General features: G+C 70.3%; 10 protein-coding genes and 3 pseudogenes. 4 read left to right on the plus strand and 9 right to left on the minus strand.

Annotated features, from left to right (window positions below; genetic code table 11):
* Positions 1-18: 18 nt before the first annotated feature.
* Positions 19-468: pseudogene (locus ABT001_RS25105) on the minus strand (citrate/2-methylcitrate synthase); the annotation flags it as partial.
* Between ABT001_RS25105 and ABT001_RS25110 the strand changes: the two are divergent.
* The 3 genes and pseudogenes from ABT001_RS25110 to ABT001_RS25120 form a co-directional block, all read left to right on the plus strand.
* Positions 464-833, plus strand: a pseudogene (locus tag ABT001_RS25110) (citrate/2-methylcitrate synthase); the annotation flags it as partial. The pseudogenes ABT001_RS25105 and ABT001_RS25110 overlap by 5 nt on opposite strands.
* Before the next feature lie 78 nt (positions 834-911).
* Entirely contained in the window at positions 912-2588 is a 1677-nt protein-coding gene (locus tag ABT001_RS25115) for a sensor histidine kinase (protein WP_351281550.1), read from the plus strand.
* On the plus strand, positions 2585-3262 hold the full coding sequence (locus tag ABT001_RS25120) for a DUF7342 family protein (RefSeq protein ID WP_351281553.1): 678 nt from the start codon (positions 2585-2587) through the stop codon (positions 3260-3262). Before ABT001_RS25115 ends, ABT001_RS25120 begins: the two co-directional genes overlap by 4 nt.
* 21 nt (positions 3263-3283) lie before the next feature.
* Here ABT001_RS25120 and ABT001_RS25125 read toward each other — a convergent pair.
* A pseudogene (locus ABT001_RS25125) lies at positions 3284-3830 on the minus strand (sodium:solute symporter family transporter); the annotation flags it as partial.
* 284 nt (positions 3831-4114) lie between these two features.
* The gene (locus ABT001_RS25130) at positions 4115-6241 is read right to left on the minus strand and encodes a DNA gyrase/topoisomerase IV subunit B (protein ID WP_351281555.1); all 2127 of its coding nucleotides are present in this window, start codon (positions 6239-6241) and stop codon (positions 4115-4117) included.
* Between the two features lie 433 nt (positions 6242-6674).
* On the opposite strand from ABT001_RS25130, the gene ABT001_RS25135 reads away from it, so the two are divergent.
* Positions 6675-6908 (plus strand): DUF7455 domain-containing protein, encoded by a 234-nt coding sequence (locus ABT001_RS25135; RefSeq protein ID WP_014153643.1) that lies wholly within the window; start codon positions 6675-6677, stop codon positions 6906-6908.
* Between the two features lie 113 nt (positions 6909-7021).
* Here the strand turns inward: ABT001_RS25135 and ABT001_RS25140 are convergent, their stop codons facing one another.
* The 6 genes from ABT001_RS25140 to ABT001_RS25165 form a co-directional block, all read right to left on the minus strand.
* Positions 7022-7852, minus strand: a complete 831-nt coding sequence (locus tag ABT001_RS25140; protein WP_351281559.1) for a S1 family peptidase — start codon at positions 7850-7852, stop codon at positions 7022-7024.
* A gap of 134 nt (positions 7853-7986) precedes the next feature.
* A complete protein-coding gene (locus ABT001_RS25145; RefSeq protein WP_351281561.1) occupies positions 7987-9534 on the minus strand; it encodes an RNA polymerase sigma factor in 1548 nt (515 codons plus the stop codon).
* A 324-nt stretch (positions 9535-9858) separates the two neighbouring features.
* Positions 9859-10725, minus strand: a complete 867-nt coding sequence (locus ABT001_RS25150; RefSeq protein WP_351281674.1) for a FadR/GntR family transcriptional regulator — start codon at positions 10723-10725, stop codon at positions 9859-9861.
* A 182-nt stretch (positions 10726-10907) separates the two neighbouring features.
* Positions 10908-12686: an ABC transporter ATP-binding protein gene (locus tag ABT001_RS25155; RefSeq protein WP_351281564.1), complete on the minus strand. Its 1779-nt coding sequence runs from the start codon at positions 12684-12686 to the stop codon at positions 10908-10910.
* Between the two features lie 145 nt (positions 12687-12831).
* Positions 12832-13596: an NUDIX hydrolase gene (locus tag ABT001_RS25160; RefSeq protein WP_351281567.1), complete on the minus strand. Its 765-nt coding sequence runs from the start codon at positions 13594-13596 to the stop codon at positions 12832-12834.
* A 78-nt stretch (positions 13597-13674) separates the two neighbouring features.
* The gene (locus ABT001_RS25165; protein WP_351281570.1) at positions 13675-15057 is read right to left on the minus strand and encodes a DUF4192 domain-containing protein; all 1383 of its coding nucleotides are present in this window, start codon (positions 15055-15057) and stop codon (positions 13675-13677) included.
* Between the last annotated feature and the right edge of the window lie 103 nt (positions 15058-15160).

The raw sequence follows: 15160 nt of genomic DNA on the forward strand, positions 1-15160 counted from the left end.
GGGCCTTCCTCTGGTCGGTCAGAGTGCCGGTACGGGCTGCGGAGGCGGGGTCCCCGCGCAGCGGGCCGCCGGACGGATGATCTTCGAGTCCTCCGCCTGTTCCAGGATATTGGCGCTCCGGCCGACCATGCGCGCGGCGCAGAAGGTGGGGGTGAACATCTCGCGCGGCGGTCCGCAGAGCTCCATGACGACGCCGGCGTAGAACTCCACGTTCGTGTGGAGCTCGCGTCCCGGCTTGAGCTCGGCGAGGATCGCCTCCACCTGGCGCTCCACCTCGACGGCGAAGTCGACGAGCGGGCCGCCGAATCCCTGTGCGACCGAGCGGAGCATGCGGGAACGCGGGTCCTCGGTGCGGTGGACGGGGTGTCCGAAGCCCATGATCCGCTCCCCCGCGAGCACCCGGTCACGGATCCAGCTGTCGATCCTGTCAGTGGTGCCGATGGTGTCCAGCGCCCGGCTCGGCGCACCACGCGTCGCCGCGTCGACCCACGCGCACCCGTACGCCGTGGTCTCCGCGGGACTGGGTGTGCTGGAGGGCCCCCGCGCTGCTGGACGAGATGCCCGAGGCGGCCCCGGCGACGGCGGCGGCCCGTGACGTGGTCGCGACCACCGCCCGCCACACGCCCCTGCACGCCAACGTGGACCTGGCCCTGGCAGCCTTCTCGGTCGCGTACGGCATGCCCGCCGAAACGGGCGAGACGGTGTTCGCCGTGTCCCGTACGGCGGGGTGGATCGCCCATGCCATGGAGGAGTACACGGAACGTCCGCTGCGCATGCGCCCCAGAGGGCAGTACAACGGGCCACGACCGCCCCGGCCGTTGCCCGTTCCGTGAAACCAGCCGCAGCCGATCGGCAGGGGTCCGGCCGACGGAGATTTCGGTAAGCGGGGTTCGCCCTCTACCGTTCGTACGATGAGCGCCCCACCGACCACCCCACGGGGACCGCGCCGCTTCGGCTGGCCGAAGCGGGTCTTCTCCCAGGTCCTGCTGATGCAGCTGGCCATCATCACCGGCGTCACGGTCCTCGTCACGGGCCTCTTCCTGGCACCCCTCAGCGCACAGCTCGACGACCAGGCGATGCGCCGCGCCCTGGCGATCGCGCAGAGCACGGCAGCGCAGCCGCAGATCGCCGCCTCGCTGCTCGCCACCGAGCCGCGACCGGACGGGGCCGTCCAGACCGCGGCGGAGCGGATCAGGCGGTCGACCGGAGCCGAGTACGTCGTGATCATGGACAGGCAGGGCGTGCGCTGGTCGCACACGGACGCCTCCCGCATCGGTGGCGTCGTCTCCACCGACCCCAGCACACCCCTGGCCGGCAGGTCCGTGATGGAGATCGACAGCGGCACGCTCGGACGTTCGGCCCGTGGCAAGGTGCCGCTGCTCGACGGATCGGACCGGGTCGTGGGCGCCGTCTCGGTCGGCATCGCGTACGACAGCGTCCGTGCCCGGCTGCTCGCCACGATCCCCGGGCTGCTCGCGTACGCGGGCGGAGCGCTGGCCGTGGGGGCGCTGGCCGCCTATCTGATCTCCCGCCGTCTTCAGCGACAGACCCACGACCTGGCGTTCTCCGACATCTCGGCGCTGCTCACCGAGCGCGAGGCCATGCTGCACAGCATTCGCGAGGGGGTCGTGGCGCTCGACCGCACCGGGCGCATCAGGCTCCTGAACGACGAAGCCCAGCGGCTGCTCGGCCTCGGTCCCGACGCCGCGGGCAAGCGGCTCGACGAGGCGCTGGGTGAGGGCCGGACCACCGAGGTGCTGGCCGGGCGGGTCGTCGGCGACGACCTGGTGACCGTACGCGGCAGCCGCGTGCTGCTCGCCAACCGGGTGCCGACCGACGACGGCGGGGCCGTGGCCACCCTCCGCGACCGCACGGAGCTGGAGTATCTCGGCCGCGAGCTCGACTCCACCCGTGGCCTGATCGACGCGCTGCGCGCCCAGGACCACGAGCACGCCAACCGGCTGCACACCCTCCTGGGACTGCTGGAGCTGGAGATGCACCAGGAGGCGGCGGAATTCGTCACAGAAGTCGTCGGCGTCCACCGGGCGACCGCCGAACAGGTCACCGAGAAGGTCCACGACCCCCTGCTGGCATCCCTCCTGGTGGGCAAGGCGACCGTGGCCGCGGAGCGCGGCGTCGCTCTGCGTATGGCCGCGGACGCACTGCTGCCGGACCGGCTGGTGGACCCACGAGGGCTCGTCACGGTCCTCGGGAATCTGGTCGACAACGCGATGGACGCGGCCGCCGGGTCTCCCGGCGCACGGATCGAGGTCGGGCTGCGGACCGAGGGCCGTACGGTGGTGCTGCGGGTGCACGACAGCGGTCCGGGCGTTCCCGCCGATGCACACGAGTCCATCTTTACGGAGGGCTGGTCGACGAAGGAGCTCCCGGCCCACGGCAAACGCGGCCTGGGGCTGCCGCTCGTACGACGGCTCGCCGAACGACAGGGCGGCAGCGTGTCCGTATCGGGCTCCCCCGAGGGCGGGGCTGTGTTCACCGTCGTCCTCCCGGACGCTCTGGGCGAGACCCCGCAGCCCGGCTGCCCTTCGTCCCCCGTACGACCCGCGACGTCAGGAGGATCCCCGTGATCGAGGTTCTCGTCGTCGACGACGACGTGCGGGTCGCCCGGATCAACGCGGCCTATGTCTCCAAGGTGCCCGGATTCCAGGTGGCCGCCATGGCCCACTCGGCGGCCGAGGCTCTCGCCAGGATCGGCGAGATGCCCATCGACCTGATCCTGCTCGACCACTATCTGCCGGACCGCAACGGTCTGGCCGTCGTGCGGGAGCTGCGGGCCCTCGGCCATCACACCGATGTGATCATGGTGACCGCCGCACGCGACGTCGCCACCGTGCAGGCGGCGATGCGCCACGGAGCCCTCCAGTACCTGGTCAAGCCGTTCGCGTACGCCGGGCTGCGTACCAAACTGGAGGCGTACGCGGTACTGCGCCGCACGTTCGAGAGCGGTGGCGAGGCCGAGCAGACGGAGGTGGACCGGTTGTTCGGGGCCTTGTGGGCCACGGGAACGTCCGACCTGCCCAAGGGACACTCGACGACGACCGCGGAACTGATCCGTCAGGCCCTGCGTACGGCCGAGGGGCCCCTCTCCGCACAGGAGATCGCCGAGAGCGCGGGGATGAGCCGGCAGACGGCCCAGCGCTATCTGAAGCTGCTGGAACGCACGGGCCGGGTGCGGCTGTCCCTCAGGTACGGCGAGACGGGCCGCCCGGAACACCGGTACACCTGGGCCACCGGCTCATGAGTCCGGCGGCCTCGGCTGCGCCTATGCCGCACCGGCGCCGGTGAGCGACCGGACCTCCGTCTCCGCGTGCTGTGAGGAGCGAGGTGGGGCTACCCGAGACGACCGGCGAGAGCAGGACGAGCACGACGGCGGGGACCAGACCCCCGTAGACGGCCCAGACCGCTCCCCGGGTGGTGAAGTTCCGCCAGAACAGCGAGTAGAGCAGCGCAGGCAGGTTCGCGGACGCCGCGACCGCGAAGGCCAGCCCCACCAGGAACGCGACGTTCCGGTCCTGGGCGAGGAGGCCGAGGGCGATGGCCACTGCCCCGATGCCCGCCGCGGCCACCCGGGCCACGCCGACCTCGCTCCGCCGTTTCGTCCCCGGCCGGCGTAGCGAGGCGTAGAGGTCGTGGGCGACGGAGGCCGAGGAGGCCAGGGTGATCCCGGCGACGACGGCCAGGATCGTGGCGAAGGCGATGGCTGCCACGATCGCGAAGAGCACCGTGCCGCCCTTGGAGCCCTCGCCGCCTCCGAGAACGAGCGCCAGGAGCGGAACAGCCGTGTTACCCGAGGCGTTGGACGCCCGGACACCCGCGTCCTCCGGCTGGGCCCATCCGATGTCCGTCACCTCGTACCACGGGTCGTCGAGCGGCATCGCCGCCGCGCGGGGCCCTGCTTCCTTCTCCACCGACAACTCCCTTGTCCACGAGCCTTTTTCGGCCGCGTAGCCAAGAATGGGCAGAACGGGAAGATCCCGGGCACGTCATTCGCCGTGCTTCACCATTTCAGGTGACGGAAGCGCGGGGTGCGTGCGCAAGCCCCCGCTCGTGCGCATGGCGGCACGGGCGGGGGCTCGGGGGCGCGTCGAGGTGTTCAGACGTCGATGCGCGAGCGGTCCAGGGTGGCCGCGGAGCTGGTGATGAATTCCTTGCGGGGCGCGACCTCGTTGCCCATCAGCAGGTCGAAGACCTGCTCGGAGGATTCCAGGTCGCCGATGTTGATCCGGCGCAGGGTGCGGTGGCGCGGGTCCATCGTGGTCTCCGCCAGCTGGTCCGCGTCCATCTCACCGAGGCCCTTGTAGCGCTGGATCGAGTCCTTGAACCGGACGTTCTTCCGCTGCAGCTCCAGCAGGGTCTGCCGGAGCTCGTTGTCCGAATAGGTGTAGATGTACTTGTCCTGGCCCTTCTTGGGCTGGACGAGCTCGATCCGGTGCAGCGGAGGCACGGCCGCGAAGACCCGCCCGGCCTCGACCATCGGCCGCATGTACCGCTGGAAGAGCGTGAGCAGCAGGGTGCGGATGTGGGAACCGTCGACGTCGGCGTCGGTCATCATGATGACCTTGCCGTAGCGTGCCGCGTCGATGTCGAAGGTGCGCCCGGAGCCCGCTCCTATGACCTGGATGATGGCACCGCACTCGGCGTTCTTGAGCATGTCCGAGACGGACGACTTCTGGACGTTGAGGATCTTCCCGCGAATCGGCAGCAGGGCCTGGAACTCACTGTTGCGGGCCAGCTTCGCGGTGCCGAGGGCCGAGTCGCCCTCCACGATGAAGAGCTCGCTGCGCTCCACGTCGTCGCTCCGGCAGTCGGCGAGCTTCGCGGGCAGCGAGGAGGACTCGAGCGCGGTCTTGCGGCGCTGAGCGTCCTTGTGCTGGCGGGCCGCGATACGGGTGCGGGCCGCTGCCACGGCCTTGTCCAGCACCGCCCTGGCCTGCGCCTTGGCGTCGCGCTTCGTGGACGTCAGGAACGCCTTGAGCTCCTTGGCGACCACGTTGGAAACGATCCGGTTGGCCGCCGAGGTGCCGAGCACCTCCTTGGTCTGCCCCTCGAACTGCGGCTCCGCGAGCCGTACGGTGACGACAGCGGTCAGGCCTTCCAGAGCGTCGTCCTTGACGATGTCGTCCTCGGCGACGCGCAGCAGCTTGGCGGAGCGCAGGACCTCGTTCACCGTCCTGGTGAGGGAGCGCTCGAAGCCGCTGACATGGGTGCCGCCCTTGGGGGTGGCGATGATGTTGACGAAGGACTTGAGGTTGGTGTCGTAGCCGGTGCCCCAGCGCAGGGCGATGTCGACACCCAGCTCGCGGGTGACCTCGGTGGCCGTCATGTGCCCGCGGTCGTCCAGGACCGGCACGGTCTCCTTGAACGTTCCCGTCCCGGTGAGCCGCTGGACGTCGCAGACGGCCTTGTCCTGCGCCAGGTACTCGCAGAACTCGCTGATCCCGCCGTCGAAGCGGAAGGTCTCCTCGGTCTTGCCCTCGCCGTCGATGCCCCGTTCGTCGCGGACGACGATGGTGAGGCCGGGCACGAGGAACGCGGTCTGGCGTGCGCGCTGGTACAGCGTCTCCAGGCCGAGCTTCGCGTCCTTGAGGAAGATCTGGCGGTCCGCCCAGTACCGCACCCGGGTACCCGTACGCGTCTTGGGGACGCGCTTGCCCTTGCGGAGGCCGTTGGCGGGGTCGAAGGGGCTCTCCGGCCCCTGCTCGGTGAACATGCCCGGGACACCGCGCCGAAAGCTGATGGAGTGCGTCGCGCCGTTGCGGTCGACCTCGACGTCCAGCCGGGCGGACAGGGCGTTCACGACCGAGGCACCGACGCCGTGCAGGCCGCCCGACGCCGCGTAGGAACCGCCGCCGAACTTCCCGCCGGCGTGCAGCTTGGTCATGACGACCTCGATGCCGGAGAGCCCGGTCTTGGGCTCCACGTCGACAGGGATGCCCCGGCCGTTGTCACGGACCTCGACGGAGGCGTCGTCGTGGAGGATGACCTCGATGCTGTCGCAGTAACCCCCGAGGGCCTCGTCGACCGAGTTGTCGATGATCTCCCAGAGGCAGTGCATGAGTCCGCGGCTGTCCGTGGACCCGATGTACATCCCGGGACGCTTACGGACGGCTTCGAGCCCTTCGAGGACGAGAAGGTGCCGCGCGGTGTAGTTGGAGCTGTCCCTGTCTGCGCCGCCTGCTCCGGTCAGCAGCGCAGTGGACGGCACGGAATCGGCGGTCACGCGGTTCGCTCCTCGCTGAATTTCATTCGGGGGCCCAGTGGGTGACGGGCTCGGCCTCGGTAGCCGCTGAGAGCCTACCGAGGCCTGGTAGAGCGGTTGTAACGCCACCCAGGGGGAATCCTTATGCTAGTCCAGCCTCGCATAGACGTTCGATCACCCCTTGGGGTGACGCGCACATCACGTTCCCTTCGAGGCATGAACCATTTAGGCTCCGGGCACGTCCTCATGAACAACCGGCAAGCCAGCCGGCGGACCGGCCCACACAAGCAACGCGAAACCGTAGCGCTACGCAATACGGCACATTCGCCGCCAACCGTCAACAGACAGCCATCCTGAGAAGAAGTTTCGAAGAAATGCCACGAGCGGGAACGTTTTCGGCCTGGTTGGATGTTGACCCTGGTACGACAGCTCGTCGAGCTAGAGAAGAGGCGACGTGACTACTGTTCTGACCCCCGCGAGCCCGCTGACCGCAGCAGACCGCTGTGACCGTTGCGGCGCCCAGGCATACCTGCGCGTCGTCCTGATCAGCGGCGGTGAACTGCTCTTCTGTGCCCACCACGGGCGCAAGTTCGAGCCGGAACTCAAGAAGATCGCCGCGGAAATACAGGATGAGACAGATCGGCTCACTGCCGTGCAGGCCAGTGCCGCCGACGAGGAACAACACTGACACCTCGCATCCACGACGAGCCATGGGCCCGGTCCCGGACCGGCCGACGGGCGGCCTCCCCTCGGGGAAAGCCGCCCGTTCTCATGTCGCCGTGCGATGCGGGGCCGCCGCGGTCAGCTCCGTGCGGCCATCCACCCGATCGCCGCGGACACACGCGTGTACACCCCGGGGCTTCCGGGGCTCCCGCACCCGCTTCCCCAGGAGACCAGCCCGACGAGGCGCCCACGGGCCACCAGCGGGCCTCCGCTGTCCCCCTGGCACGCATCCCGCCCACCCGCGCTGTCACCGGCGCAGAGCATCGATGAGGCCTCGTACACACCCTGCGTGCCGCCGGGGTACGCCCGGGCACAGTCGCTGTCCGGCAGCACCCGCACCGAGGCCGCGCGCAGCCCGGACGCATAGGCTCCGTACCCCGTCGTGTCCCCCCAGCCGTACACGGTCGCCGCGGTACCCGGCTCGTACGCCGGGTTCCCTGCCCCTGCCATCGCGATGACGCTGCTCGTCGGCAACGCCCGGGCCAGGGTGAGGACCGCGAGGTCGGCGGCATTGGTACGCGGGTCGTAACCAGGATTGACCCAGGTCGAACGCACGGGGATCTCCTGGCCACCCGGCCCGCTCAGCTCGTCCCGGCCGGCGATGACCCGCAGGTCCCGGACCTCCGTGACGGCTGCTCCCAGCACGTCCTCCCTGAGGCAGTGGGCGGCCGTCAGCACCCTCGTCGGCGCTATCGCGACCCCGCCGCAGAACTGCCCCGCGCGGATTCCCCCGAACCGGTCACGGCTCGAAAGGGCCACGGCCCACGGACTGTCAGCGACGGCCACCGGCCTCCCGCCGACGACGACGCCGTCCGCCGCGGCGGGGTCCGGGGGACCGAGGGGTATGAGGGCCGCGGCGACCACCATGGCGAAGGCGGCGGGAAGGGCACGTACGGGAACACGGGGCATGGAAGCTCCTGACGCAGACGTGAACAGTGCCCACTCAGCGTCATCCGCCCCGGTGCCGACCGCATGCCGACATGGGCCGGGGCCCGGAACCTTCGTCAGGTTCCGGGCCCCGGCCCATGTGCAACGTCCGCGGCCTAGTCGAGGTAGTCGCGCAGCACCTGCGAGCGCGACGGGTGACGCAGCTTCGACATGGTCTTGGACTCGATCTGACGGATGCGCTCGCGCGTCACCCCGTAGACCTTGCCGATCTCGTCCAGCGTCTTCGGCTGTCCGTCGGTGAGACCGAAGCGCATCGAGACCACGCCCGCCTCACGCTCGGAAAGCGTGTCGAGCACGGAGTGCAGCTGCTCCTGGAGCAGCGTGAAGCTGACCGCGTCGGCCGGGACGACCGCCTCGGAGTCCTCGATCAGGTCTCCGAACTCGCTGTCCCCGTCCTCACCCAGCGGGGTGTGGAGGGAGATCGGCTCGCGGCCGTACTTCTGGACCTCGATGACCTTCTCAGGGGTCATGTCGAGCTCCTTGGCCAGCTCCTCCGGAGTGGGCTCACGGCCCAGGTCCTGGAGCATCTGGCGCTGCACCCGCGCGAGCTTGTTGATGACCTCGACCATGTGCACCGGGATACGGATGGTGCGGGCCTGGTCGGCCATGGCGCGGGTGATCGCCTGGCGGATCCACCACGTGGCGTACGTGGAGAACTTGTAACCCTTGGTGTAGTCGAACTTCTCGACCGCGCGGATCAGACCGAGGTTGCCCTCCTGGATGAGGTCCAGGAAGAGCATGCCGCGACCGGTGTAGCGCTTGGCCAGCGAGACCACGAGGCGGAGGTTGGCCTCCAGCAGGTGGTTCTTGGCCCGGCGGCCGTCCTCGGCGATGATCTCCAGCTCGCGCTTGAGCTTGGGTGCGAGCTTGTCGGCGTTCGCGAGCTTGTCCTCGGCGAAGAGACCGGCCTCGATGCGCTTGGCGAGCTCGACCTCCTGCTCCGCGTTGAGGAGGGGGACCTTGCCGATCTGCTTCAGGTAGTCCTTGACCGGGTCGGCGGTGGCGCCGGCGACGGCGACCTGCTGCGCGGGTGCGTCGTCCTCGTCGTCGTCGGAGAGGACGAAGCCCTTGTTCTCGCCCTCGCCCTCCTCTTCCTCACCCTTGCCGGGCTTCACTTCCTCGGCCGCGTCGTCACCGTCGAGCAGTTCGTCGTCCTGCTTTCCGGCCTTCTTCGCAGCGGTCTTCTTGACCGCGGTCTTCTTCGCGGCGGTCTTCTTCGCGACCGTCTTCTTGGCTGCTGTCTTCTTCGCAGGAGCGGCAACGGCAGCGTCGTCGGCCGCCACATCCGCGCTCTGGGCCGCCGGGGCGGCAGATGCCGCGACGGTCCGCGTCACGGCCGTCTTGGCCGCGACGGTCTTGGTGGCGGTGCGCTTGACCGGGCTCTTCGCTGCGACGCTCTTGCGGGCGCGCTTAGGCGACTCCGCGGCACTGACCATCAGCGTCACACCCTCTTCCTCGAGGATCTGGTTGAGGCTGCGCAGAACATTCTTCCACTGGGTTGGCGGAATCTGGTCAGCCTCGAAGGCCCGACGCACGTCATCGCCGGCGATCTGCCCATCAGCCTTTCCCCGCTCGATGAGCGCCATCACAGACTCGGACTCGGCGATCTCCGGCGGGAGCGTACGGGATGTGCTGGCCGACACGAACAACCTCTCGGAACGATGGAAACGGCTTCCGGTCCGGCCCTGGAGAGGGCTGGAACCGACGACCGTCGGCTGGGGATGTCGCCGACGGCGCGGGCTTGGCCTCAGAACTGCACAGCGCACTGTGTGGCTGCTGTATTCCTTCCGCGGCGGTCACCTCTTAAGTCATCGCACTGTTTCGAGGAGTGTTACGCCCAATTCGCGTGGCCCCAGTCACACCTCATTCGCGACAAACAGAACCAGAGGTCATATAACCGCATGAACATGCCGCCGAGCCGCGAAGGCCCGGCGGCACACGGTCCGCCTACCCCGGCCGTAGGGCGTTCAGTGCTCGCGAGGCGCGGGAACCACCCGTTCCCCGTCCGTGTGGCCCACCAGCAGCTGCCGCATGGCAGCCTCGGCGCCTGCGGAATCACCCGCCGCCAGGGCCTCCACGATCCGCGCGTGGTGACCGAGGGACGCCTCGGCCGGCCGGTCACAGCCGGTGACGGGCCCGCCGGAGACATGCAGGGCGGCCGACACGATCCCGGAGAGATGTTCGAGCATGCGGTTGCCCGCCGCCTGGATCAGGAGTGCGTGGAACTCGGCGTCGGCCCGGGAGAACGTGATGGCATCCCCCTGGCCCATCGCATGCCCCATGATCTCGATCATGTCGTTGAGGCGCTGCTGGATGTCCTCACGCCCGTGCCCCGCGGCAAGCCGGGCGGCCAGCGGTTCGATGGTCCATCGGAGGTCGTCCAGCTCGCGACGCTGGTCATCGCGCTGCGGGCCGAAGGCGCGCCATTCGATGATGTCGGGGTCCAGCAGATTCCAGTCGCTCACCGGCCGGACCCGCGTACCCACGTTGGGCCGGGCACTGACCAGGCCCTTGGCCTCGAGGACGCGCAGGGACTCCCGCACGACGGTGCGGGACACCTCGAATCGCTGACCGATCTCCTCCGGGACGAGCGGCCGGTCGGCACCGAGGTCACCGGAAACGATCATCTGGCCGAGCTGCTGGACCAGTTGGCCGTGAAGTCCACGGCCGCGACTGGCCGTGCCTCGCCGGCCGGCCCGCCCCAGGTCGGATTCGGCACCGCCCCAGGACCGGAGGGCGGCACGCTCGCCGGCCGGCGCCTCCGTGTAGGGGTAGCGGTCGAGTTCGCCCGGCCCGGCGAGGCCGGAGTCGGCGGAGCGGGCGGCGGTCATCATGGTGTGCGCAAGGGTACTCACGCATCCTTTGTCGGCGCTGCTCACCCAGCCCTTGAGGTCTTTGGTGAAAAGCACACGAAAGGGTGATCGGCACCCACCGCTCAATTGACGCCTTATCGGTAGAAATCACACTTCTTCAGGCGGATTATTCAGGGGACGTGCACCCCACCCCGGCAACGCGATCACCAACGGGCCCTTCCGCGAAGGCTGGTGAACACATACGCGCAGATCAAGGCGGACAACGACAAGGAAAGCGCCAGCCCCACGGGGTGTGCCACGACCCGCACGGCGGCCATGACCCATCGGTCCGCCTCGTAGGGCCACTGCACCCGGCCGAGTTCACGCAGTCGGCCCGGCAGGCCGGTGATCGAACGGGCGGACGGTCCCGCGAGGAGTTTCTGCACCAGCGGTACGACGAGAACCGGAACCGCCAACACGGCCGCCACTCCGGCACCGGTCAGCCGGAACACGCCTGCCCCCAGGAGCCCCGCCCAGGCACACCCCACCGACAGACCGGCCCAACTGAAGGCCAACTGAACGGCGTTCGCGGGTACGGCCACCACGTCACCGCCGTACACGAGGCGGAGCGCCTCGGCGTCCGCCAGTACGCAGAGCAGGGCGAGCAGGAGCGCGACGCCCGCCGAGACCACCAGCTTGGCCAGCAGGAGACCCAGCCTGCGCGGCACCGTCCCGCGTCCTGCGGCGAGCGCCGGGTAACGGAACTCGTCGCCGAAGGAGAGGGCGCCCAGCAGCCCGGCCGCGAACGCGGCAGGCGGGAGCGGCAACAGGTCCGGCCAGGCGACCAGCAGATCCGGCAGGGGCGTTCTCCCCGAGCGGGCCAGCACCACGGAGAGGCCCGCCGAGACGATCAGGACGGCCGCCATGATCAGGGTGGTCACCCTGACGCCGAAGAGGCGGCGCAGCTCGTACCGCACGGGGCGGAGCGGCCCACGGGCCGGGCGTACGGGGATCGGGGGCGGCAGCTTCGAGACCGCCACGGTCGAGGCCGGCCCCGGCAGGACGATCCTCGGCGGCGAGCCCGGCGGGGCACACCCACCGCCCGGGCCCCGGGACGGAGCGGCCGTCGGCCCCGCGTCCCCTGTCTCGTCGGCGAGTTGATGGACGGGGACACCGTGCCTGTACGCCGCGTCCCCGACTTCCGCGCAGCTGCTCCCGTACACCGCCAGCCGGCTGCCACCCTCGGCGACCACCTCGACGGAGCGCTGGGCGGCGCGGGCCTCACGGCTCACCACGGCGGCCAGCCGGGCCGCGTGCGGGGTCCGCACGACGACCCGGGGGCGCAGACGGGTGCGGGAGAAGTCGGCGACGTCCTGGTCGGCGACGAGACGCCCTTCGCTGATCGTGACCACCCGGTCGGCCGCGCGGGCGGCTTCCTTGGGATCGCCGGTCGTGTGCAGGACCGTGCCGCCCTCGGCCGCGTGTGCGCGGAGCAGGCCGTGGAGCCAGCTCCGCTCGCGCGGCGAGAGCCCCGCGGTGGGCTCGTCGAGAACGAGCGTATGGGGATCGCCGAGCAGCGCCGAGGCGAGACCGAGCCGCCGGTCCATCCCCGCCGAGAGGGTCCCGATGCGCTGGTCGCCCAACGCCGCGAGGCCCACGACCTCGAGCAGTTCGTCGGCTCGCGACGCGGGAACTCCCGCTGCGGCACAGAGCATGCGGAGCTGACCGCGCGCGGTGCGCGCGGGATGCCCCGGTACGTCGCCGAGCAACACCCCGACCTCGCGGGCGGGGTGGCCGATGCGGTGCAGCGGGCGGCCCCTGAAGTAGGTGACGCCCCTTCCCGCTTCGAGTTCGAGCATCAGACGGAGGGCCGTGGTCTTGCCGGAACCGGGTGCGCCGAGCAGCGCGGTGACACTGCCGGCCGGGGCTTGGAAGGTCAGGTCGTCCACGACGGGCGGACCGTCGCGACGGGGGGCGCTGGTGAGTCCGATGGCCTGGAGCATCGCTTCTCTCGCTGAGGGTGAGACCGCTCGGCGGCAGGGTGGAGTACCCCAGCAAGATAACGCGACATTTCGGACTTTTGTTGCACCGAGGCTTCTACGGGCGTTCCGTGGGCGCGCCCGGCCCGAGCCTGCGGGACGGAATCCCTCAGACCTCCGGCCTCAGCATCGGAGGGTTGAGCACGGTCGCCGCGCCGGCCCGGAACAACTGCGCGGGGCGACCCCCCTGCCGTGTCGTCGTCCCTCCGGACGGAACGAGGAAACCGGGTGTTCCCGTGACCTTGCGATGGAAGTTCCGGGGGTCCAGGACCACTCCCCACACCGCCTCGTACACCCTCCGCAGCTCGCCGACCGTGAACTCGGGCGGGCAGAACGCCGTGGCCAGGGAGGAGTATTCGATCTTCGAGCGGGCCCGCTCCACTCCGTCGTCGAGGATCCTCGCGTGGTCGAAGGCCAGGGACGCGGACTGCTCGCCGTCGCGGCCGGAACCCTCTCCCCGCCCGATGAGGTCCTCGACCGGCGCCCACCGGGCACTGTTCGCGTCACCGCCCGCACGCGGGGCCGGCAGGTCAGGGGCCAGCGCGAGGTGGGCGACGCTGACGACTCTCATCCGAGGGTCCCGCCCCGGGTCGCCGTAGGTGGCCAGCTGTTCGAGGTGGGCGCCGTTGCCGGTGGCGGGGGCGGCCGGGTCGTGCGCGCAGAGCCCGGTCTCCTCGACGAGTTCACGCGCCGCCGCCGCCCCGAGGTCCTCATCGGCTCGGACGAATCCGCCCGGCAGCGCCCACCGCCCCTGGTACGGCGATTCACCACGGCGTACCACCAGGGCGCAGAGGGCGTGTCGTCGCACCGTGAGGACAACCAGGTCGACGGTGACAGCGAAGGGCGGGAAGGTCGACGGGTCGTAGGACGGCATGCCGAAATCATAGTCGTCTCTCTGACGATAAACACTCCATTCACGAGACCGGTTCCGCGCCCGGGCGGTCCGGATCCGTCATTCGCGGGTCCTGACCCCGCGGTGGCCCGGTCGCCGGGCACCCCGGGCCCCGGGCCTGCCCACCGCCGATCGGGGGTGGGCAGCGGCACCCGGCTCCGGCCGCCGCACCGCCTTCCGTTTCCGCCCGGCGGCCGGAGCGCGCGCCGGCCTGGGCTCGGCCCGTCGCTCCGGCCGCCGTCCACCGGGGCCCTGTGGGGCGCTGAGGCTTCCGTGGACGCTGATTCCGCCCTCGCCCTCGCCCGCGCCGTCGTCGTCACGCGGGACGCCTCCCCCGCGGAGGCAGCTGCGCAGCGTTTCCGGGTCCAGTCCCTGGTTGCACGCCTCGTGCAGCAGTTGAGCGAACGTGTACGAGGGATCGGCCCGCAGGGCGAGCCCCAGCGCAACCCTGGCACCCGCCTCGTCACCGATGGACCACGAGACCCAACCGGCCAGCGTGAGCGGCGCCGCGGCGTGTTCCACGTACGGACCGACGCAGCGCCGAGCCAGAGCACGCCACAGCCGCAGCGCCGCTCCGGCCTCGCGGCCCTCCATCCATGCCGCCGCCCGGTCCCTGGTCTCGCGGTCCTGCAGTCCGAGGATCACCGCCGCCGCCTCCTCGGCCGTGATCAGGGTGTCGTCACGGGCGTCCTCCTCGGCGGAGCCTGCGGCCGGCGCGTTCCCCAGGCGCTCCATGAGGCAGCGTGCGAGCGTCAGAGTCTCCCGCCCCACCTCACCGCGCCCCTCGACGTCGAGGATGCGGGACACCAGCACCGCACCGGCCGAATCCAGCGCACTCTCCTGCTCCGGTGCCGCCGGGGTCTCCCACGGCATGAGCCGTGCCTCCATGTCCCTCAGCGATCCACGCACCTGCACACCGGCGTACGCGGCCGCGGCCGCCATCACCGTCGTTCCCGGCAGGGCCAGTGAATTGCCCTCGGCCGGGCAACATCGTTCGTCGGGGCAGCAGTAGGACCAGTAGCGGCCGTCGGAGATGCACAGCGCTTCGAGTACGGGAACGTCGAGCACCCCGCAGGCCGTACGCAGGCGTTGAGCGAGCGGCCTGAGCCGCTCCATGGTCTGAGGAGCACTCTCCCCCTCGGCGGGGTCCTGGCAGAGGAAGACGACGATCGCGTCAGGTCGGGATTCGCGCTTCTCGCTTCCCTCGATCAGGCACCGCGCCAACTGGTCGGCGACCGGCGCCCATTCCTCCGGCTCGGGTGGGATACCCAGCCTGAGCCGGCCGCCGAAGCGACCCCGGCCACCGTGCAGGGCCACCATGACCACGCTGTCGTTCGGATGGAAACCCATCAGATAGGGAAGGGCGTCGGCGAGGTCTCCGGGGCCGCGCAGGGTGATCTGCTGTGCGCCGGAGGGACCGGTGGGTTCTTCGCGCTTGTTCATGGCACGACCGTCCCCCGGTCCACCGATTCCCGCCACCCCCTGTGGATAAGTTATCCACAGGGAGTCACGGCGGGTCGCGCCTCATCATGCCGCCGGGTTGGAT

This window comes from Streptomyces sp. NPDC002793 (assembly GCF_040295485.1).
Classification (GTDB): domain Bacteria; phylum Actinomycetota; class Actinomycetes; order Streptomycetales; family Streptomycetaceae; genus Streptomyces.